The organism is Bacillus sp. MUM 116 (genome assembly GCF_001866655.1).
Classification (GTDB): Bacteria; Bacillota; Bacilli; order Bacillales; family Cytobacillaceae; genus Neobacillus.
On sequence record NZ_MLYR01000027.1, the window covers coordinates 91,828 to 111,352 of the forward strand.

Annotated in this window: 24 protein-coding genes; 7 read left to right on the forward strand and 17 right to left on the reverse strand. The window is 38.3% G+C overall.

Annotation, left to right across the window (positions count from 1 at the left end; translation table 11 throughout):
* Window positions 1-5: 5 nt before the first annotated feature.
* The 9 genes from BIV60_RS07785 to safA form a co-directional block, all read right to left on the reverse strand.
* Window positions 6-401: a DsrE/DsrF/DrsH-like family protein gene (locus tag BIV60_RS07785; protein WP_071355158.1), complete on the reverse strand. Its 396-nt coding sequence runs from the start codon at window positions 399-401 to the stop codon at window positions 6-8.
* Window positions 402-421: 20 nt separating this feature from the next.
* Window positions 422-1,000 carry a sulfurtransferase TusA family protein gene (locus BIV60_RS07790; RefSeq protein WP_071355159.1) on the reverse strand — a complete coding sequence of 193 codons (579 nt, stop codon included), beginning with the start codon at window positions 998-1,000 and terminating at the stop codon, window positions 422-424.
* 52 nt (window positions 1,001-1,052) lie between these two features.
* Window positions 1,053-1,349 carry a rhodanese-like domain-containing protein gene (locus BIV60_RS07795; RefSeq protein WP_071355160.1) on the reverse strand — a complete coding sequence of 99 codons (297 nt, stop codon included), beginning with the start codon at window positions 1,347-1,349 and terminating at the stop codon, window positions 1,053-1,055.
* 24 nt (window positions 1,350-1,373) lie between these two features.
* A complete protein-coding gene (locus BIV60_RS07800; RefSeq protein WP_071355161.1) occupies window positions 1,374-1,736 on the reverse strand; it encodes a rhodanese-like domain-containing protein in 363 nt (120 codons plus the stop codon).
* A gap of 37 nt (window positions 1,737-1,773) precedes the next feature.
* Complete coding sequence (locus tag BIV60_RS07805; protein ID WP_071355162.1) at window positions 1,774-2,253, reverse strand: DsrE/DsrF/DrsH-like family protein; 480 nt, start codon at window positions 2,251-2,253, stop codon at window positions 1,774-1,776.
* 58 nt (window positions 2,254-2,311) lie between these two features.
* Window positions 2,312-2,539 (reverse strand): sulfurtransferase TusA family protein, encoded by a 228-nt coding sequence (locus BIV60_RS07810; RefSeq protein WP_071355163.1) that lies wholly within the window; start codon window positions 2,537-2,539, stop codon window positions 2,312-2,314.
* Between the two features lie 88 nt (window positions 2,540-2,627).
* Window positions 2,628-2,891 (reverse strand): metal-sensitive transcriptional regulator, encoded by a 264-nt coding sequence (locus BIV60_RS07815; protein WP_071355164.1) that lies wholly within the window; start codon window positions 2,889-2,891, stop codon window positions 2,628-2,630.
* Between the two features lie 242 nt (window positions 2,892-3,133).
* A complete protein-coding gene (locus BIV60_RS07820; protein ID WP_071355165.1) occupies window positions 3,134-3,517 on the reverse strand; it encodes a DUF302 domain-containing protein in 384 nt (127 codons plus the stop codon).
* A gap of 172 nt (window positions 3,518-3,689) precedes the next feature.
* Window positions 3,690-4,304, reverse strand: a complete 615-nt coding sequence (gene safA, locus BIV60_RS07825) for a SafA/ExsA family spore coat assembly protein (RefSeq protein ID WP_071355166.1) — start codon at window positions 4,302-4,304, stop codon at window positions 3,690-3,692.
* A gap of 92 nt (window positions 4,305-4,396) precedes the next feature.
* Here safA and BIV60_RS07830 point away from each other — a divergent pair, with 92 nt between their 5' ends.
* Together BIV60_RS07830 and BIV60_RS29525 are read left to right on the forward strand one after the other, a co-directional pair.
* Entirely contained in the window at window positions 4,397-4,771 is a 375-nt protein-coding gene (locus BIV60_RS07830; protein ID WP_256218336.1) for a DUF1360 domain-containing protein, read from the forward strand.
* A gap of 74 nt (window positions 4,772-4,845) precedes the next feature.
* Window positions 4,846-5,022 carry a hypothetical protein gene (locus BIV60_RS29525; protein ID WP_177177241.1) on the forward strand — a complete coding sequence of 59 codons (177 nt, stop codon included), beginning with the start codon at window positions 4,846-4,848 and terminating at the stop codon, window positions 5,020-5,022.
* 47 nt (window positions 5,023-5,069) lie between these two features.
* Here BIV60_RS29525 and BIV60_RS07835 read toward each other — a convergent pair whose 3' ends face one another.
* The gene (locus tag BIV60_RS07835; protein WP_071355167.1) at window positions 5,070-6,209 is read right to left on the reverse strand and encodes a trans-sulfuration enzyme family protein; all 1,140 of its coding nucleotides are present in this window, start codon (window positions 6,207-6,209) and stop codon (window positions 5,070-5,072) included.
* 241 nt (window positions 6,210-6,450) lie between these two features.
* Here BIV60_RS07835 and BIV60_RS07840 point away from each other — a divergent pair, with 241 nt between their 5' ends.
* Window positions 6,451-7,992, forward strand: a complete 1,542-nt coding sequence (locus BIV60_RS07840) for an FAD-dependent oxidoreductase (RefSeq protein ID WP_071355168.1) — start codon at window positions 6,451-6,453, stop codon at window positions 7,990-7,992.
* Window positions 7,993-8,206: 214 nt separating this feature from the next.
* Here BIV60_RS07840 and BIV60_RS30245 read toward each other — a convergent pair whose 3' ends face one another.
* The 4 genes from BIV60_RS30245 to BIV60_RS07855 all read right to left on the reverse strand — a co-directional run bounded on the left by BIV60_RS30245 (window position 8,207) and on the right by BIV60_RS07855 (window position 11,456).
* Window positions 8,207-8,341, reverse strand: a complete 135-nt coding sequence (locus BIV60_RS30245; protein WP_256218337.1) for a hypothetical protein — start codon at window positions 8,339-8,341, stop codon at window positions 8,207-8,209.
* A 57-nt stretch (window positions 8,342-8,398) separates the two neighbouring features.
* Entirely contained in the window at window positions 8,399-9,862 is a 1,464-nt protein-coding gene (locus tag BIV60_RS07845; RefSeq protein ID WP_071355169.1) for an amidase family protein, read from the reverse strand.
* Between the two features lie 79 nt (window positions 9,863-9,941).
* Complete coding sequence (locus BIV60_RS07850) at window positions 9,942-11,075, reverse strand: DEAD/DEAH box helicase (protein ID WP_071355170.1); 1,134 nt, start codon at window positions 11,073-11,075, stop codon at window positions 9,942-9,944.
* Window positions 11,076-11,156: 81 nt separating this feature from the next.
* Window positions 11,157-11,456: a DUF5658 family protein gene (locus BIV60_RS07855; protein WP_071355171.1), complete on the reverse strand. Its 300-nt coding sequence runs from the start codon at window positions 11,454-11,456 to the stop codon at window positions 11,157-11,159.
* 429 nt (window positions 11,457-11,885) lie between these two features.
* Between BIV60_RS07855 and BIV60_RS07860 the strand changes: the two genes are divergently transcribed.
* Window positions 11,886-12,125, forward strand: coding sequence for a hypothetical protein (locus BIV60_RS07860; RefSeq protein ID WP_071355172.1), 240 nt, complete (start codon window positions 11,886-11,888; stop codon window positions 12,123-12,125).
* Between the two features lie 41 nt (window positions 12,126-12,166).
* On the opposite strand, the gene BIV60_RS07865 is transcribed toward BIV60_RS07860, so the two are convergent.
* Complete coding sequence (locus BIV60_RS07865) at window positions 12,167-14,533, reverse strand: WG repeat-containing protein (RefSeq protein WP_071355173.1); 2,367 nt, start codon at window positions 14,531-14,533, stop codon at window positions 12,167-12,169.
* Between the two features lie 112 nt (window positions 14,534-14,645).
* Entirely contained in the window at window positions 14,646-15,047 is a 402-nt protein-coding gene (locus BIV60_RS07870) for an FAS1-like dehydratase domain-containing protein (RefSeq protein WP_371261513.1), read from the reverse strand.
* 354 nt (window positions 15,048-15,401) lie between these two features.
* Here BIV60_RS07870 and BIV60_RS07875 point away from each other — a divergent pair, with 354 nt between their 5' ends.
* The 3 genes from BIV60_RS07875 to BIV60_RS07885 all read left to right on the forward strand — a co-directional run bounded on the left by BIV60_RS07875 (window position 15,402) and on the right by BIV60_RS07885 (window position 18,506).
* Window positions 15,402-16,298, forward strand: coding sequence for a DMT family transporter (locus tag BIV60_RS07875; RefSeq protein ID WP_071355175.1), 897 nt, complete (start codon window positions 15,402-15,404; stop codon window positions 16,296-16,298).
* A gap of 218 nt (window positions 16,299-16,516) precedes the next feature.
* Window positions 16,517-16,915 (forward strand): hypothetical protein, encoded by a 399-nt coding sequence (locus BIV60_RS07880; protein ID WP_071355176.1) that lies wholly within the window; start codon window positions 16,517-16,519, stop codon window positions 16,913-16,915.
* 367 nt (window positions 16,916-17,282) lie between these two features.
* Window positions 17,283-18,506 carry a YpdA family putative bacillithiol disulfide reductase gene (locus BIV60_RS07885; protein ID WP_177177242.1) on the forward strand — a complete coding sequence of 408 codons (1,224 nt, stop codon included), beginning with the start codon at window positions 17,283-17,285 and terminating at the stop codon, window positions 18,504-18,506.
* Window positions 18,507-18,742: 236 nt separating this feature from the next.
* Here BIV60_RS07885 and BIV60_RS07890 read toward each other — a convergent pair whose 3' ends face one another.
* Window positions 18,743-19,495: an SDR family NAD(P)-dependent oxidoreductase gene (locus tag BIV60_RS07890; protein ID WP_071355178.1), complete on the reverse strand. Its 753-nt coding sequence runs from the start codon at window positions 19,493-19,495 to the stop codon at window positions 18,743-18,745.
* Window positions 19,496-19,525 lie beyond the last annotated feature (30 nt).

Here is a 19,525-nt window from a genome sequence, read left to right on the forward strand (position 1 = left end):
CCTAATTAAAAAGTTAAAGTGATATCAGCATCTTTTGCAAACTCTAAGAAAGTTACTGCTCCACCCACTTCAATTCCATTCACAAAGTCTTCTTTTTCTAACCCCATGACGTCCATTGTCATTTGACATCCGATAAATTTAACACCCATTTCTTGTGCCATTGCAGCTAATTCTGGAATAGAAGGTACATTTGCTTTTGTAAAACCTTCTGCAAAATGCTCTTTTCCTTCAGGCATTGGAAGTTGGTTGTATGCTTCTTTATGAATTAAATTTAACCCTTCAAATGTAAAGAAAATGGTTACTCCTTGATCGGTTGCTGCGGCTGCTGTTGCAATATTAAATACTTTGTATGCGTCAAATAATCCACCATTACTTGCAATAATTGCTACTTTTTTATTCATTGATTATTCCTCCTAGTTTTTTAGTAAATATTGATACCTGTTGTTTTACCACTCCATTGACTCATACCTGGTACAACATTAATTACTTTAGGAAAACCATTTTCGGCTAATTTTTGTGCAGCCAGATCGCTGCGGTTTCCTGTTCGACACACTACGTGGATTTCATTTTCTTTATTTAATTCGACCATACGTTCTTCCAATTCACCCAAAGGAATGGAAATTGCATTTGGTATATGGCTAAAGGCGTATTCAGCAGCTTCTCTTACATCAAGAAGGACAATTTTTTCATTTTCCTTAATCCTTCTATCTAACTCTTCATTATTAATAACATTTGGATGCTTTTTCTCATTTAAGTCATCATTAGTGGACTTACGAAGATAATGCTTTAGCATTTCTCCTTCTTCAATTGTCCCTAAATATTGATGTCCTGAGCTTTCAGCCCATGCTTTTATATCCGCCTTTGAACCTTTATCTGTCGCTTGAACTTCTAAAACCTGACCAGCCTCCAGATTATTCATTGCCTTTTTTGTTTTCACAATTGGCATTGGACATGCTAGCCCTTTAGCATCTAATAGAGCGTTTGCTTTCATGTTTTCCACAATAATACCTCCTGTTAAATACGTGTATGGGTATAATGCATTTTAAAAAAATTTATTCTACTAACCCTTCCCAAGCAAGCATTCCACCAGCCATGTTAATTACATTAAATCCATAACTTTCAAGGAACCTTGTAGCCTGGCCGCTTCTACCTCCTGAACGGCAAACCATGATATATTCTTTTGTTTTATCTAATTCATGCATACGAAACTCAACTAACCCTAATGGAATATTGATAGCACCCGGAATTATGCCTGTTGCTACCTCTTTTACTTCGCGGACATCAATGATATTTAATATCTTTCCTTGATTTAATAATGTTTCTACTTCTTTTGCAGTTATTTCCCTCATAGTGATATCCTCCTTATATTTTGATTATAGCCAGGCACTCATGCCACCTTTGACATTTGATACCTTAGTAAATCCCAATTTTTTTAGCACTTTACTAGCCTTCAGGCTTCTCATTCCGCTTTGGCAAATGACTATTACTTCTTTCTCCTTTGAAAGTTCTTTCTCTGCTTTTTGAGCAAGTTGATGGAGAGGGATATTTTTAAAACCTCTGATGTGGTTTCCCTTAAACTCTCCTGTTGTGCGAACATCAACAAATTGTTTATTCTTGTCATTTAATTCTGATTTCAATTCTGTTGTAGAAATAATGTTAATGCCTTTTGTTGGAAGGAATCGTTTGAGTATAAAGAATATGAATAAGGCAAAGACAAGATAATTTAAATAGTGCATTTTGAATCCTCCTTTTTATCAGGAACACTCCCTGTTACTATATAAACAGATTAACACTGCCATCCTCTGCATCTGCTAAATATGCTGCCACTCCAGCATATACAATATTATCTAATAGTTCTTCTTGCTTGAGGCCTAACAAATCCATTGTCATGGTACATGCTACTAATTTTACATCCTGTTCTTGAGCCATTTCGATTAATTGTGGTAAAGGCATTGCGTTATGCTTTTTCATAACATCTTTGATCATTTTAGGACCTAACCCTGCAAAGTTCATTTTGGAAAGTCCCATTTTATCCACGCCTCTTGGCATCATTTTTCCGAACATTTTTTCCATAAATCCTTTTTTCACCGGAATATTTTCATCTTTACGAAGAGCATTTAATCCCCAAAATGTATGAAATATGGTGACTTCGTGATCATAAGCAGCTGCACCATTCGCAATGATATATGCTGCCATCGCTTTATCGTAATCGCCACTGAACAAGATGATGGTGGTCTTTTTCTTTTCCGTCATAAATACCTCCGAATTTTCATTTTTTATACCCATACCGGTATATTGATTTATAAAAAAATTATCCTTTTTTAATCCAAAATTTTAAAATATTCTTTTCCTCTTCGTATTTTAGTAAATCATGACCTCCTGATTTAGCCCAAGCTGCAAGATCATTTTTTGCACCTTTATCTGTTGTATGAATTTCTAAAATTTGACCAGATTCAAGATCATTTATTGCCTTTTTTGTTTTCACAATTGGCATTGGACAAGCTAAACCTTTTGCATCTAATAATTTCGTTATATTCATTGTTTAGTTCCTCCTAATTGTTTTTTAAATTACCATTACCCCTACAGGTATAATACTAATGAAAATAAAAGAAGGTGTCAACCCTTTTTTATCGGCTTTTTACTAGCAGATTAACAGCTTCTTTTACTAATTTTTCCATATTTTTTTCACCTTGGTTATTTGCTTTCTCGACACAATCCACTAAATTAGAACTTACTATAACCCCAATGGTACGGTCAATGGCGGTTCTTGCTGCAGATAACTGGGTAATGACCTCTTTGCAGTCCTTATTTTCTTCCATCATTCTTAAAATGCCTCTCAGCTGACCTTCAATACGTTTTACTCTATTTTTAATTTGATCATTGTAATCCATGGTTTTTACCTCCTTTATTTCTATTATTAAAAAGCTTACCTTCAAAAATTATATATTTAGACAATCCGAAAACCTTTTTGCCTTAAGTGAAATAACATTGACAAGCCCTATAATATACCCACTAGGGTATAAAGTCAACCGTATTTTTTAAATTCGCTTCTATTAAAGAGTTGTTTACTCTTTCATAAGAAAAAAATGAGCTCAGTTGAGACTCATTTTTTTGATTTTTACATTTATACTAATTAAATACAACCCTTTATACAACTGATTAACCGGTCTTCAATGTCCTTTGCAAATTGGCTCATTTTCTCATCATTTAAAAGACTAATGAGTGCAGTTGGTTTCAGCATCCCAATTTTCGTTTTTTCATGATCTACATATACTACTATTTTACAAGGCAGGAAGTATCCAGCTAACTCGTTTTCATTCAACACTCTTTGTGCTTCATGTGGGTTACATACTTCTAGAACTTTAAACTCTTTATCGAATTCCAGTCCCTTTTCCTGAAGCTTTTCCTTTATGTCAAACTCCCACAAGACACCAAATTTTTCTTCTTTTAAACTTTCCTCAAGACTTTGAATCGCTTCTTCTATATTTTTATCCGTAATTACTGAAAAATCAAACATAAGCATTTTCCCTCCTGAGTCTATTTCAATCAATTGAAATAGCATACACCGCTCGATTCAAAAAAAGAAATATCATCCACTATTTTACTTTGCTTAATAAAATCTGGCAGACTCATTGGAGGAGTAAGTTGTCTAATTTCAACGCCAGCTTAAGACGCTTCCGCTTTTCCTGTTACTTTGATATAAACATTTGCACCCAATAATACCTTTGCGTTCCGCCTTTAGCATAGCCTACTCCAATGCGGGTAGTACTTTTGCTTAGAATATTTGCCCTGTGGCCTGGGCTGTTCATCCAGGCATTGACCACTTCCTGTGGTGTTGTTTGTCCAGCGGCAATGTTCTCAGCTGCAGACCGATAAGAAATCCCAAAATTCTTCATCATCGAAAATGGACTACCATAGGTTGGACTTGTATGGGAGAAGTAATGCTTATCTCTCATATCCGTCGCTTTATAGCGGGCAACCCTTGAAAGCTCCCAATCAGGTGTGAATGGTTTTAATCCATGTTTAGCTCTTTGTTGGTTGGTTAATTGGATGACTTGATTTTCAATGCTTTTAGTAGCACCCAAATTGGGAATCGTTACTTTTTGGCCAGGGTAAATCATGGCTGGATTTTTAAACTGCGGGTTTGCCGAAATAAGTTCCGAGAGCCCAACCTGAAACCGGACAGCAATCTTCCATAGCGAATCACCGGACTGTACGGTATAGATTTGCTGGGCAAATGAAACGCTTGGAATGCAGAATAATGATAGGAAAAACAAAATACTGATCCAGAATGATTTTTTCAATTTTTTCGCCTCCTCCGAATATATATTTTTGATTTAAGGCTCAAAATATACAAGTACTCATAAATATTTCGTTTTGCTCTGGGGGCTGAAAAGTGAGAGACATTTCATGGATTACCTACATTATGTTAATTTTGGCAAGCTATCGTTTAACCCATTTGATTGTTTTCGATAAAATAACCGAATTTATTCGGAAGCCGTTTGTGAAAAAGGTGGAAGTAAAGACAAAAGAGGGAACAAAATCAAAAGAGGTACCGACCTCGATGTTTGGGTATCTATTGAAATGTTATTGGTGTGCAGGCGTTTGGAGTGCCATCCTCCTTGGCGGCGCCTATTTGCTTTTTCCAAAAGTAACATTCGTTTTTATTTTCATTTTTTCGATAGCTGGCGGTCAGTCGATTATTGAAACATTTGTGGGAGTGAATATTAAAAAGGTCGATTACTATGGCGGGCATGAGAAAAAGGAATAGGATATTGCCACTTTAAATACGTTGGAAAAATTGGTCCCCCCTTAGCATATAGTGTAAAAAAGGGGGGATTTTTCATGGCTTTATGGTGGGCTACTGCAATTGGCTTTCTCATTTGTCTTGGATTTATCTTTGGATCTTATATCCTTGCAATGCGACGAGCACTGGACATAGAAGACTCAACCCGAATTGACCCCATTCCATCCAATCAAGATGATTCGTCTCAGTCTCAGTCTCAGTCTCAATCTCAATGAATTTATAAAAAAGCACCCTGGGCCAATGCTTAGGGTGCTGTTCATTATTAAAGAGATTTCTCAATGGCTTGTTGGAATTGCGTGATAATATCCTCACCATGCTCTATTCCAACAGAAATTCTCACTACCTCTTTGGTAATGCCCAACCCTGCTGCAACTTCAGGCGGCAGATCCCGGTGTGAAGTCATTAAAGGATGAGAAACGGTTGTTTCCAGCCCGGCAAGTGTTGGAGCAATTTTAATCCAAGATAAGGAACGGAAAAACTGATGAATGTCAACCTTTTTTGAAAGCCGAATGGTTACCATCGCACCATAACCTTCCGGATCCTTTTGAAACGGGTAATACACTTTTTCAACAAACTTGTTTTGGGACAGGGCTTCCGCTAATTTTCGGGCATTCGAAGATTGTGCTTTCATTCTTAATGCCAATGTTTTTAAACCACGGCATGTCAGCCACGCTTCAAAAGGGCTGACGTTTGTTCCAAGGCTGACAACTTTTGTTCTTGCTTTGGCTAGCAAATCTTCACTTCCGGTTAAAACTCCTGAGATTACATCACTATGTCCACCGATATATTTTGTCGCACTATGGACCACCAAATCAACACCCATTAAGAACGGACGGCAATGATATGGCGTTGCAAACGTATTGTCTACGAGTGTAATCAACTGATGCTTCTTTGCAATCTTTACGACACCTTCAATATCCTCAACCCGCAATAGTGGGTTCGAAATTGATTCCGTATATAAAAGCTTTGTATTTTCTTTAATGGCATTTTCCACTTGGGATTTGTCGGCAAAGGAAACAAAGCTTGTCTCAATTCCAAAGTCATTTAATTCTTTCTCAAGCATATGATAGCTGCCGCCATATAGGTCATCTGCCGCCACAATATGGTCGCCATTTTTTACAACGGCCAAAATCCCTGCCAAAATAGCTGCTAAACCGGAAGATGCGGCAACACCGGCAGGCGCCCCTTCCAGCCTGGAAACTGCTTCCCCCAGCTCGTCTGTGTTGGGATTTCCAGTGCGTGAGTATAGGTAACTGCCATTGCCTTGATAAAAGCCCTCTAGTTCGTCAAGATCCTTGAACGGAAAAGCCGATGTTTGATAAATAGGGGTTACTTTACTCGAAATCTTTCTCTCCCGTTTTTTTTCTTCATGTAGTATTTCTGTTTCAAAATTTTTTGCCATCCTTTTCACCCACTTCAACTTTTCAATTCGATTTCTTATTCATATTAGGGCGAAAAACTGCTCAAGATTTACTTGGGAGGCTATTAACGCCAGAATTTATTGAATATTCATATTTAAAAATAACAATCCAGCTATCCCACGTCAATCTAAATGTATTTAAAAATTTCCCCAGTTACATCAGATTAATTTTATCAATTTAGGAAAAATTAAACATAAGTAAATTTTAACTGGAGGATAAAATATGAGTTCATCTGAAAATACCAATAAGTTCCCGAAAACATATTGGCGTGAAATAGAATTGCCAAGTTTTGAAGCTTTAAAGGAAGATTTATCCGTTGATGTAGCGATTGTTGGGGCAGGGATTACCGGGATTACCGCCGCCTATTTACTTTCTAAAGAAGGATTAAAGGTGGCTCTCCTCGAGGCTGGCGGAGTGTTGAATGGGACAACCGGACACACGACTGCCAAGGTAACTGCCCAACATGGCATTATCTATGATGAATTAATCAATCATTTTGGCGAGGAGAATGCAAGACTTTACTATGAATCACATTCAAACGCCATTCAATTTGTAGAAAAAATGGTAAATGAAAAAGGGATTGATTGCGATTTTAGCAAGCAGGATGCCTATATTTATGCCACAACGGAGCAATATAAGCAGCAGCTTGAAACCGAAATGTCCGCCTATGAGCGCCTAGGGATTGATGGTGCATTAAAAGATACCATTCCATTTAAAATTCAAACAACCGGCGCTTTAATGATGCGCAATCAGGCTCAGTTTCACCCGCTTAAATTTTTAAAGGCGCTTTTGGATGAAGCTGTAAGTGCAGGCTGTAAAGTATTTGAGAATACTCCCGCCATTGATTTAGAAGAGGAGGAAACCTCCCATCCAAAAGTAGTAACAAAGGAAGGTCACATCGTCACATGTAAAAAAGTGATTATTGCCTCACATTTTCCTTTTTATGATAAACCTGGACTGTATTTTGCCAGAATGTATGCTTCAAGATCGTATGCGATTGGGATCAAAATGTCCGAAGAATACCCTGGCGGCATGTATATCAATGCCGAGAGCCCGCCACGTTCGATACGCTATACGCCTTTTAATGGGGAAAACTTGTTGATTATCGGCGGCGAAAATCACAAAACGGGGCAAGGAGTTGACACGCTTTCCCATTTCAAGGCGCTTGAGGATTTTACAAAGGATGTATTTGGGATCTCTGAATATACATACCGTTGGTCGGCACAGGATTTAGTGACACTGGACCGTGTTCCTTATATTGGCCAAATTACTGAAAATAAGGAAAATGTTTTAGTAGCCACGGGCTATAAAAAATGGGGCATGACCACCGGAATCTTTGCCGGGCATTTACTGACGGATTATGTGCTTGAGCGGGATAACCAGTACAAAGAGCTATATTCTCCTTCTCGTTTCCAAGCAGATCCTGATTTAAAACAGGTGATTTCGACCAATGCGGATGTCGCCAAACATCTTTTAAAAGGAAAATTGGAGTATGTACCAAAGGATCCGGGGGATTTGCAGCCGGGAGAAGGCTCTGTTGTCGTGCACAAGGGGAAAAGAGCGGGTGCTTATAAAGATGAAAATGGCAAACTGTATATTGTCGATACTACTTGCACCCATATTGGCTGTGAAACTGAGTGGAATCATGCCGAAAAAAGCTGGGATTGCCCGTGTCACGGCTCACGCTTCTCTTATTCAGGTGAGGTAATTGAGGGACCTGCATTAAAACCTTTAAAAAATGTTGGGGACGAGTATTATTCTTAGTGTGTTCTGGGGGGGCAGAGACGGATATCAACATAAATTGAGGAAATATCAACATTTTTCTAGTGGATATCAACACACTTTTGAAGGATATCAACAAATTTTAAACCGATATCAACAATTCGGGAAATTATCTACTTTTTTTATCAACAAATCGACCCCATATTAAGGATCGAAATCATTAAAAAACGCCTCCAATTCAAGGAGGCGTTCGCTATTATTTACTATTCGGGCGGTTACGTTTTAAATCCTCTCCTGTTGAAAATTCAACAAGCTCGGAACTATTTCTCATCGGCTTTTTGCTATTATTGTTCCGCTGTGCATTCGCATTGCCAAGCTTCTTTCTTCCCACACTTACCATCTCCTTTTTCAAGAAAGTCAATGATAGTATGAGTGAATGGAGGCAAACTTATTCTAATACAGGGGGCTTGCGAACAAGTGTTAATTGTTCAAAACCATAGGCAACTTCAATCAGAACAGGCTCACTATATGCCGTTCCGGCTAAAGTAATTCCCACCGGTTCCCCACTAGCGGTGTAACCTGCTGGGACTGCAATCGTCGGATAACCGGCTTTTGCACTTATATGCGACCCTTCCTCTCCCGGAAAAACAATGACATCTAGTTGATAAGTTTCTAAGGCATAATCGATTCCTTTGACGGTTGCATGATAGCGGTCAAATTCTAATGCTTCAAAATATGCCTTTTCCGTTAAGGTACCACTCGTTTTTTCTGATTCAAGCAACACGGCTTGACCGTATTTCAACATTGATTCCTCATTATTTTGATTAAACTTAATCAGATCCTTCAATGTTCGAATTGGAACAGTTGGATGGAGACCATTCAAATAAGCATTTAAATCTAGTTTAAATTCGTAAGTAAGGACATCATATTTCCACTTTGCTTTAACGGATGGAATCACAATATTCTCGATTACTTCAGCACCGGAGGATTTGAGTACTTCAATGACAGTAAGAATGACCCCCCGCTGGTCCTCTCGCATTGGCTCAACAAATCCCTCCCATGCAATTCCGATTCTTTTTCCTTTGAGACCATCTTTAAGAAGATGTTTTGTAAAATCGTAATCGACAAATGGATTTGTCCTTGTAATCGGATCCTCTTCATCTCTTCCGTTCAGTGCATTTAAAAGAGTGGCAGCATCCTCCACGGTTCTTGCCATTGGGCCTGCAGTATCCTGGGTATGTGCAATGGGAATAATCCCTCTCCGGCTAATCAGCCCGACAGTTGGTTTGATTCCAACTAAGGAATTTAGGCATGATGGATAGAGGATGGAACCGGATGTTTCGGTACCAACAGCGGCGGCAGCTAAATTGGCGGCAATTGCAGCACCGGACCCTGAACTGGAACCGCCCACATCGAATTTGCCAGGTCCGTATGGATTTAATACCTGACCGCCGCGGGAACTATAGCCATTTTTCATTCCTTTTGCCATGAAATTAGCCCACTCGGTCATATTTGTTTTACCAAGGATAACCGCTCCAACTTTTCGTAACAATTTCGCGACATAGGAGTCCCTTAAGGCAATGGAATCTTTTAATGCTAAAGATCCGGCACTCGTGTGCATTTTATCTTTCGTATCAATATTATCCTTGATTAAAATCGGAATTCCGTGCAGTAGACTGCGAGGGCCTGTCTCTTTCCGTTCGGCATCAAGGGCAGCAGCAATCTGCAAAGCATCTGGATTGAGTTCTAAAATGGAATTAATCCCTTTATCAAAAGTAGAAATTCGATGTAAATACAGCAAAATCAGTTCTTTCGAAGTCAGCTCACCACTGGACAATTTTTCTTGCATTTCTTGAATGGTTGCTTCCTCGAGCCATTCATCATGTAATTTTTGCAGCTTGGGATTTTCCATGTTCACCACTCCTCTTACATACAATTCAAGAAAAAATGATGATATCCTTCTATAAAAAAAGACAGCGGAATCCCACTGTCTAGCGTACTTTTTCTTCAGGTTTGGCAATTTCCCCTTGGTAAAATATCCGTTTATGAGGCTGAGCTTTTAACTCTCGGCAGAAACGTTTCAGTTCCCGTTCTTCCCTTTCGGTAACCAGGGAGATCACGGTGCCGCTTGCGCCCATGCGCCCTGTTCTTCCGGACCGGTGGACATATTGATCAATGTCTCTTGGAAAATCAATGTGAACAACATGGGTAACACCTTGGATGTCAAGGCCTCTTGCCGCCACATCTGTTGCAATCAACATCGTCATTTTGCCGTCACGGAATGCCTTTAGTGTCGCTTGGCGCTCTAACTTTTTCATATCACTATGTAAAATCCCGACTGATAGCTCTTTAAAATGTAATTTTTCTTTAAACACTTGAATCTCGCCAATGTCATTGATGAATGCTAAGGCTTTGATTCCTTCTAGACGGGCAATTTTTTCAAGTAGTTTGATTTTATCACGCTGTTCGGCAAGGAAATAAATATGTTCCACTTCTCCTGAGGATGCAGCCTCACCCTTCCCCACTCGTAAAACTTCCGGAGCATTCGTTAAACCGGCGGCATGTTTTTCGGTTTCAGCCTTCATCGTCGCGGAAAATAACACCACTTGGCGGTCCGCCATCGTTGATTTGACAATATTTTGGACGGTCCCTAAGTGTTCCGGGGTCAGCAGTTGATCACCTTCATCCAAAACCACCAATTTCACTTCATGCATTTTTACTTTTTTCTGTTTTATGAGTTCATATAATCGCCCTGGTGTCGCAAAAATGACGTGCGGGCGCTTCTTTAATTTTTCCAGCTGCCGTTTTACGTTTGCCCCGCCAATAATAGATGCTCCGCGAATTCCACTGCCTTCCGACCATTTTTGGAATTCTTGGTAAACCTGCATTACGAGTTCCTGCGATGATGCAAGCACGACAGCCTGCAACGACGGCAAATTAGAGTCAACTTTATTTAATAGCGGCAGTAAATAGGCAAGCGTCTTTCCTGTGCCTGTTGGTGACTCGGCAATGAGGTCCTTCCCTTCCAAAACGCACGGGATGGCTTCTGTTTGGATTGTTGTCGGCTCCGCAAAGCCAGATTTCTGCCATGCTTCCTGTAAGATAGGCTTTAATTTGTTTATCATAAGGTACTCCTTTATCCTTTACGTTCTTCTTATTATATTCGTCTTTGATACTAACTTATTCAATTGACAGTGTCCAGCTAATTAGCTGGACATGTTTAAATAAAGGAGAATCCAAACAAGATGGTATGCCAATACAGAAAAATATAGTACACCGGTGGCTGTGAGCAGTGTTTTGACTCTGCCTTTTAGCGGCCGAAGGTAAAACAAGCCGATTAGAATAAGAGGCAGAATAATTTTTATCATATAAAAATATACCCAGCCTGATTCGATCACTTGCGTCATAATCGGATTTCCTTCTTTAATAATTCCATTTTCAATTCCAAGTTGCGTCAAGACCGCATCTAATAATCCAGCAATAAGCAGAAATACACAGATTTTCATCCATACCTCCTCAAAAAGAAACGAATTGTTCTTAATAAAGAATATATTAGTGGTTCAATTCTGTCTATTTAGAGATAATTACTGCTGAGAAAAAACACTATTATTGTTGAAAAATAATAAAGTGGACTGCTTGAAGCGGAAATCAACAACCAAATTTAACAGATCCTTACAAATAAAACTCTTCTAATTCACGTAGCGGCTATGGTTCGGCATAGCCCGGTAAAAAGGTTTCCTCAAATTTATTGTCCTGACTGAGTTCCAAACAAATCCCTCCCTAGCTTTTATTTAGTATTCAACCGGAAGGAAAAATTATCACAATGCACTCCCTTTTTGAAACCTTTGTGAACATTGTTGTCCAATCCATCTTACCTAACGGAATTGATGCTAGAATGAGTACAGCAAGATAACAATTTAACGGAGTTGAAAACAATGTTAAAAAAAATCTCCCAAATTGCATTGCTGTTATTTTTTCTATTAGGAGTAAATATCTTTACACAGTCACATATAGAAGCTGCCACTAATAAAACATTAGAAAAAACTCAACAGGGACCGACCGTGCAAAAAGAAGAACTGTCATGGAAATCCTATATTGTTCCAGGTACAGTTGGAATCGTGATTGTCATCGGTATCGGAAGCTATTGGTTGTTTTATCGAAGAAAGCATATCTAAAAGTTTAAAGCATCTGACTCCACTGGGTCACAATGCTTTTTTTAATGAAACGCCTTCCAAAAATCCCCACTTTTATTCAGAATCCCTTTTAATTCTTCAAATGGAATCGTAAAAGTAGGCATCCCGGCGGCATAAGGGGCAATATCATAAGGAGCATAATAAATATTCAAACCTCCTTCGCTGATAAAAAACGGCTGATTCGGTTGAATATCTTTATATTCATTAAGATTTAAATACGAATAGATTTTAGTGTTTTTAATTTGATTCCGAATTAGATTGCTAATTATTTTTACATAGCCTGCACCCGGTTTAAATAAGTCTTTGACCTGATAATAGGCACCCGTTTTCAGATTGATATGAACATGTTTTTTAACCGGCATCCCATGTGCAGCGCCGAAAGGATAATCATAACCGGTTATTTCAATGACAAGCAAATTTTTTTTGAAAAAGCTGATATCAAAATCTCCGAAATAACTTGATTCGAGCTGCGTATGTGCAGGAATTTCTTTCACCCCTGCGAGATCTTTTAATGTTTGATTGACATCCTCAAAAGCGCCTCCCTGAATCTGTGGGAAATAAACTAAATAATCCTTATTTGGCTTGTATTTGTCTTCCATCACGGCATATTCCTTGTTTAAAGGAATCACTGTATTCTGCTTCCAAATCAGTTCGCTTTTTTTATTAAAATAAAGGCGGCGATAATCGATTTCCCCTTTAATTAGGTTTTTATCCTTTACTAATGTTCCGCTTCCGGAAATCAATGGTAATTTCTGAACCCGGTTTCCATTTCGATCGATAAAAAACGTATCCTGATTATTGGTTACGGAAGCCACTCCATCTTTATATTTCGTGATTTCCGAATAGACAAAGCCAGTTAAAAGACGGCCTTCCACATTTGCCACTGCGTATTTTGCACCGAGATACGGACTTTTGGGATCAATCGCCTTACCCACCTGGTATCTATCCTCTCCCAGATTGAAAATTTGTTCATACTCAGGTTGAATGATCAATTGCTCATTGCGGTTAATCACACCATAACGATTGGAATAATCATCAGCATCGTTAACAATTGCCCGCCCTTGGCTAAAGGCTTCAGCCGCGGAGAATTGTGGCTGGATGATCACATTGCCCTGCTCGTCGATATACCCAAATTTTCCATCTTCTCTCTTTTTAAACGCAAGCAGACCTTCCCCATAATTACCGACATATGCGAACATATAGGAATGGAGCACCTTCCCTGTAAGATCAATTAGGGAATAGCTGCCGTTTTTCATTTTTACAATCGCTTTTCCATCTAAAAAATCACTTGCTTGTTCAAAGGATGCTGGAATGATCTCTATTCCTTTTTTATTTAAATATCCATATAAATATTCCCCGTTCGGATTGGTATCCGCGAAAAGCGCACGTCCTTCCTTATACTCGCCGATATAGGAATGCGCTTTGGGGGTAATTTCCCTTCCTTTCTCACCAATGACTCTGAAGCCTTGCAGGTCATTCGCAATCGCAAGCCCTTCCGAAAAAGTGGTAATTCCATCATATTTCGGTTGAACGACAAAATGGCCATGGGTATCGATGATTCCTGTATGCTGGTTTAGTCTGACCACTGCCAAGCCATTTTCCTGAAAGTCTTCCCCATCGTCATAAATGGGCTCTAGAATGAATTTCCCTTTAGAATTGATGTACCCCCATTTACTGCCGCCTATTTCTTTAACGGAAGCGGGGAAAAGCGAAATGGCTCTTGATTCACGGAATACGAAAGACCGTTGATCTGCTTTCTTCTCTGCATCTTCCAAGTAAGGGTAATAAAATGAATATTCAGGGTGCTCCTTAATTTTCTGTTTATAATATTGGGCTACCTTTTGAAAGTAATAGTGCTCAACATCCCTTGCAGGTACAAGGCGATCTTTTTCCCAACGGTAAACTTCTACCTTGTAGGCTTCTCCTGTATCATGAACCCAAAGGGCAATTTCCGCTAATCCGTCCTTCCCCTTCCACCCAGGCATATCTTCTATTTCTATTTTACTAAAGGTGAAATCCCCTTTCAGATCCAGTTCCTTTATGCTATTATGCTTCCACTCGTAGATGGATAGGTGGGACCAGATGGCCCCAAGCTGCCAGCCAACCACAAGATTTTTAGCATTACGGTTTGTAATATTGGCCGTACCAAGGTAACTGACCTGATAGCCTTGCCCCTTGATTAAGGAGACTAAACGCCAATGGCCAAAAGTGTTGTTTAATACAAAAAGATACAGCTCTTGATTGAGGCGATATACACCAACGATTTCCTTAAACTCATCCTGATCCAAGTTGACAAATTGCAGGTAAGCCTTTTTTGGCTCGGACTCTGCATATAATAGTTCTGCGCCATAAGGGAGAAATGGCAGCATCCAATGTGGGCCTCCAGACATCGTACTCCCCCAGTTTATTTTTTATTTCTATATATATGGGGGAACTGCCCCGATGTGCGAAGGAAGACCAAAGATTCGTAATATAAAACAAGAGTTAAGAAGAAAATTTAATTTATAATATCACTCCCGCAAAGTTTCCTTTCAACACTTGTTTCTCATTCTGATTTGTGCATAAGAAAGATGCCATAATGGATGTTCTATTATTATCTTGCTTTTCATACTGCTCAATTGTTACTTCACAAATTATTGTATCTCCCGTAAAAACTGGTCTTAAAAACTCAAAATTCATAGTACGAGCGAGTACATTGTAATCTCCACCAACCTTTGTTGGTAATGTAGCAATTAACAAGCCTTGAACAACAACTCTCCCCTGTTCATCTGGAGTAATATGATGATTCCCTTCATCCAAAGATACTTTTGTAAACATTTCAACATCTTCTTTTTTGAATGTCCGTTCAAACTTAATTATGTCTCCTACTTTGATTACCAATCTGGACTCCCCCTTGAATTTAATACTAATATTATTATAGATAAATCGGAAGATTCAAACAATTGTTGTCCTACCTACACTGTACTGCTTCTTAGTTCAATAAAAAATAGCTGCCAATATGGCAGCTAGACCTTAAACTCTTACATCAAGTTCAATAAGCATACATTTAGTATAATTGATTATATTAATATGCTAATAGAAATAGGGGGATTCTTATGCCATTATCAAATATAAATTTATACACTTGGAAGGCATTTTCTACATCACCGCCACCACCGTTTACTCCAGCTGCCCTTTCAGCAATGAATAAGCTTATATTAAAAACAGATTAAGAATCTGCGAAATATAAGCTGTTTCGCAGATTCGGAGGAGTAGACGATGAAATCTAAAATTCAATTCCTACTATCAATGATAATCTTTGGTACGATTGGCGTATTTGTAAGATACATTGATTTAGCTTCGAGTGAAATAGCTTTGTTACGTGGTTTAATAGGTTGTTTATTTTTAATGACAGTCATGTTTATGATGAAGAAAAAAATTCCATGGGTATTGGTTAAAGTAAATGCTTTAGTTTTATTACTTTCGAGTATTGCACTGGGTGGAAATTGGATTTTCCTTTTCCAAGCGTACAAGCATACGACCATTTCTAACGCAGCACTAAGTTATTATTTTGCACCTGTGTTTGTCCTGATTCTTTCTCCATTTGCCCTTAAGGAAAAATTATCAACAAAGAAAATAATCTGCATTGGTGTAGCCATGTTAGGTATGTTATTTATTGTTGGTAATGGTGGTTTAAGTACATCTGGATTAGATGATTTAATTGGGATAGGCTATGGATTAATGGCAGCTGTATTCTACGCTTCATTAATGCTATTCAACAAGTTCATCAAAAACATGGACGGGTTAGAAACTACATTCATTCAGCTTGGAACAGCGACATTACTTCTCGTGCCATATGTATTCTTTACTAAAGGATTCGGTATTTTAGATGTATCAAGTTCTTCAATTCCATTTATATTAATCTTAGGGATGGTACACACAGGTATCGGATTCTTGTTATTCTTCTCAGGTATGCAGAAATTAAAAGGGCAAAGCATAGCTGCATTAAGTTATGTGGACCCAATCACATCATTATTGATTTCTGCTATTATCTTGCAAGAACAAATGACATTTGTTCAAATGTTGGGTGGGGCATTGCTTTTAGGTTCCACATTTGTTAGTGAGAATCAATCAATGAAATTTTCAAAACTATTAATGAAAAAACCAGCAAAATAACGAAATAAACAGTGGGAAGCATTCGTTTTCCCACTGTTTTGTATTTTAGAGTGTATCAATGCACTAGCCGTATTAAAATTACCGAAAGTCTCGTGGATGGAATTGCACTAATAACAGTACAGACCAATGTATTCAATTCTTGAAAAACCTGAGCATATTTCCGCATGTGTAAGCTATATATTTAATATGAACAAGTTGATTACGGAGGTGTGCTGTAAATGTACTGGTTGATAATAATACTAAAATTGTTGACTGTTATTGGGTATGTATCTTTCATGGCAAATCTTCTAAAGACTAATTTCTCTAAATTGATTCAAAGCAAAAATGATACGACGGTTCCGAGTATTTCCCGCTTTCAGATTTTATTCTGGACGGGACTTTATGGATTTGTCTTCTTATATCACTTTATTAGTAGCGATGAATTGCTTAAGTTTTCCCAAAATGATCTATTACTAATCGGTATCAGTGGTGGGGTATATCTTGGTGGAAAATGGGTTGGCAACCAGACTGGGAGAGGCAAAGAAGGCGTAGATCGAATTGCTGAGTTAAAAAAGGAGATCGATCGTATAAACGAAGAGATCAGCAACACAAAGGTAGAACAAAGTGGAAACAAATAATCACATCGATCAGAAGGTAGATAAAATAATCGAGAAGTACCCAATCTAAAAAAATTTATTATTTCCGCCGAGGTTTTTATGCGGGAGTAGGATGATCGAATCCAGAATCATTTCTTATTCAAACCAAAGCCTGTTTTGTAACTGTTTGAATAGGAACAAATCTTAATAAATTTCCTCGTTTAAATTAAATTACTTAAGAAAAGCCCTCGAACAAAGGGCTTTTCTTATTTGTTTTCAGCAAGACGATATTATTAAAAACATTATCCATGGGCTAGTCCGTGTCCATCAATGAGGAAAACCAAAATATGGTAGGTGCCTTTTCTCGCGAAGCGCTTAATCAATCAATCAGATGAGAGTTTTTGTTGGAATGATGATTGTAGCAAATTTAACTACCGGCCAGCGTCTAAAGGCGCTGGTTTTCATCTCGATTCATACCTCTATATTCTATTTTTCCTTAAAGAATTTAAACATCTTAAGTTATTTAATCCAGTATAATAAGCGCCGCATAGGGGTAATATGGAGTTTGTATCTGCAAAAAATTGCGGGTGTAATAAACTGTAAGGACGTATGCTATATGATTTACGATGTTATTGTTATTGGTGGGGGGCCTTGTGGTTTAGCAACTGGACTTGCCCTTCAGGAACAAGACCTAAATTATGTCATCTTGGAAAAAGGGGGAATTGTAAATTCAATCGTAAAATGCCCCTTGAATGTTCGTTTTTATAGTACATCCGATCGTTTAGAAATCGGTAGGATGCCTTTTCTCTCCAAAGAGGAACGTCCGACACGTCAAGAATTAATGAAATACTATCAATCTGTTGTTTCGAGACAATCTCTTGAGATTAAATGTTATCACAAGGTCACAAAAATCATTAAAGAACCGGAGCATTTTACTCTCCAAACGATCAATCACCAAGGAAAATCTGTCATGTACCAAACAAAAATGCTCGTTATCGCTACAGGAATATTCGATCATCCAAGACGATTGAATATAGAAGGTGAAGAACTTCCAAAAGTAATACATTATTACCAAGAGGGACACCAATATTATGGACAGCGTGTCTTAGTGGTTGGAGGAAAAAATTCTGCGATTGAGACAGCCATTGACTTATATCGCAACGGAGCTAAAGTATCATTGGTTCATCGAGGCGAATCTGCTTACTACGGGATTAAACCTACTCTGTTAATGGATATTAGAAATTTCATTGAAAAAGGAAAAATTGATTTCTTTCCTCAATCTAATGTTCTTCGAATAGCAGAAGATTCCGTGCTTCTTGAAACTCCTAAAGGAAAAGTGAGTATAGAAAATGACTTCGTTTTTCCTCTGATTGGTTACCAACCAGATAGTATAATGCTTAAAAATATAGGGATCCAAATGGATGAATCTACATTAGTTCCTATGTTTAATAAAGATACCTATGAAACGAATATTGAGAACATATTTCTCGCGGGCGTTGTAACTGGAGGGACAACGAATAAGGTCTATATTGAAGATGGACGATTTCATGGGGCAAAAATAGCAGAAGTGATAAAAAAGCGGTTCAGACGTATGAACATTTTGATTAATGAACAGTTAAAAAAAGAATCGTAGATGTAGAGGAACAGGGCATTTCGGCGCCAAATCCAGTCGTTTTTAAAGCGGCATGGGACTGACTCCTTAGTTTCTAAATGGGGTCCTACCAACTAAACCCCGAATTTACAACGATAAAGAAATTCCAATATTAAAAAGCCCAATTTCACTCAGCATTAAAATTGAGAAATTAGGCTTTTTTTGTTGCTCAACTAAAATGACAGTTAAAGTATATTTCTAACAATCTTCCTTTTAGTTTAACTCATGTCAATTCCACCATTAACCGGAATATAAGCACCATTTATATGCCCATTCCAGTTAGCTACCAAACTTAAAATAGCTCCGGCGACATCTTCAGGTTTTGCCAAACGCTGTAATGGTGTTAAGTTTCTAAGAATCTCATGCATTTCTGAAGGTTGGTCTTTTGTTGCATCCGTTAAGACTAAACCAGGAGAGATAATATTGGTTACAATATTTTTTGGTCCCAGTTCTTGTGCTAAGTATTGGGCAAATGTAGTAATAGCTGCTTTGGCTGTACCATGAGCAATGAATCCCTGTGAAGGAGTCCGGGATAGAGAACTGGAAATTAGTACTATTTTTCCTCCTCCTTGCTTTTCCATATGGGGAACTACTTCTTGGCATAAATGAAATGCTGCGCTCATTTCGTTATTTAACTTATAGGAGAACTCTTCCCAACTCATTTCCGTGAAAGGTTTAAATGCAAAGTCAATATTTGCATTGTTTATGAGAATGTCAACTCTCCCAAATTCACCAATGGTCTCATCAACTAGGGCCTTTACACCTTCCGTCGTTCTGACATCGGCTTGTATAACCTTACCTTTTCGACCTGTTCTTTCCACTTCAGCAAGAACCTTTAAAGCCTCTTTTTCAGAACTATGATAGTTAATTACCACATCGGCTCCCGCTTTCGCTAGTAAAACAGCCGTAGCTGCACCAATCCCTCTACTACTGCCAGTTATTATTACCACTTTATTCTGCAATGGCTCCATAAATATGACCTCCACTAATTATGTATAATC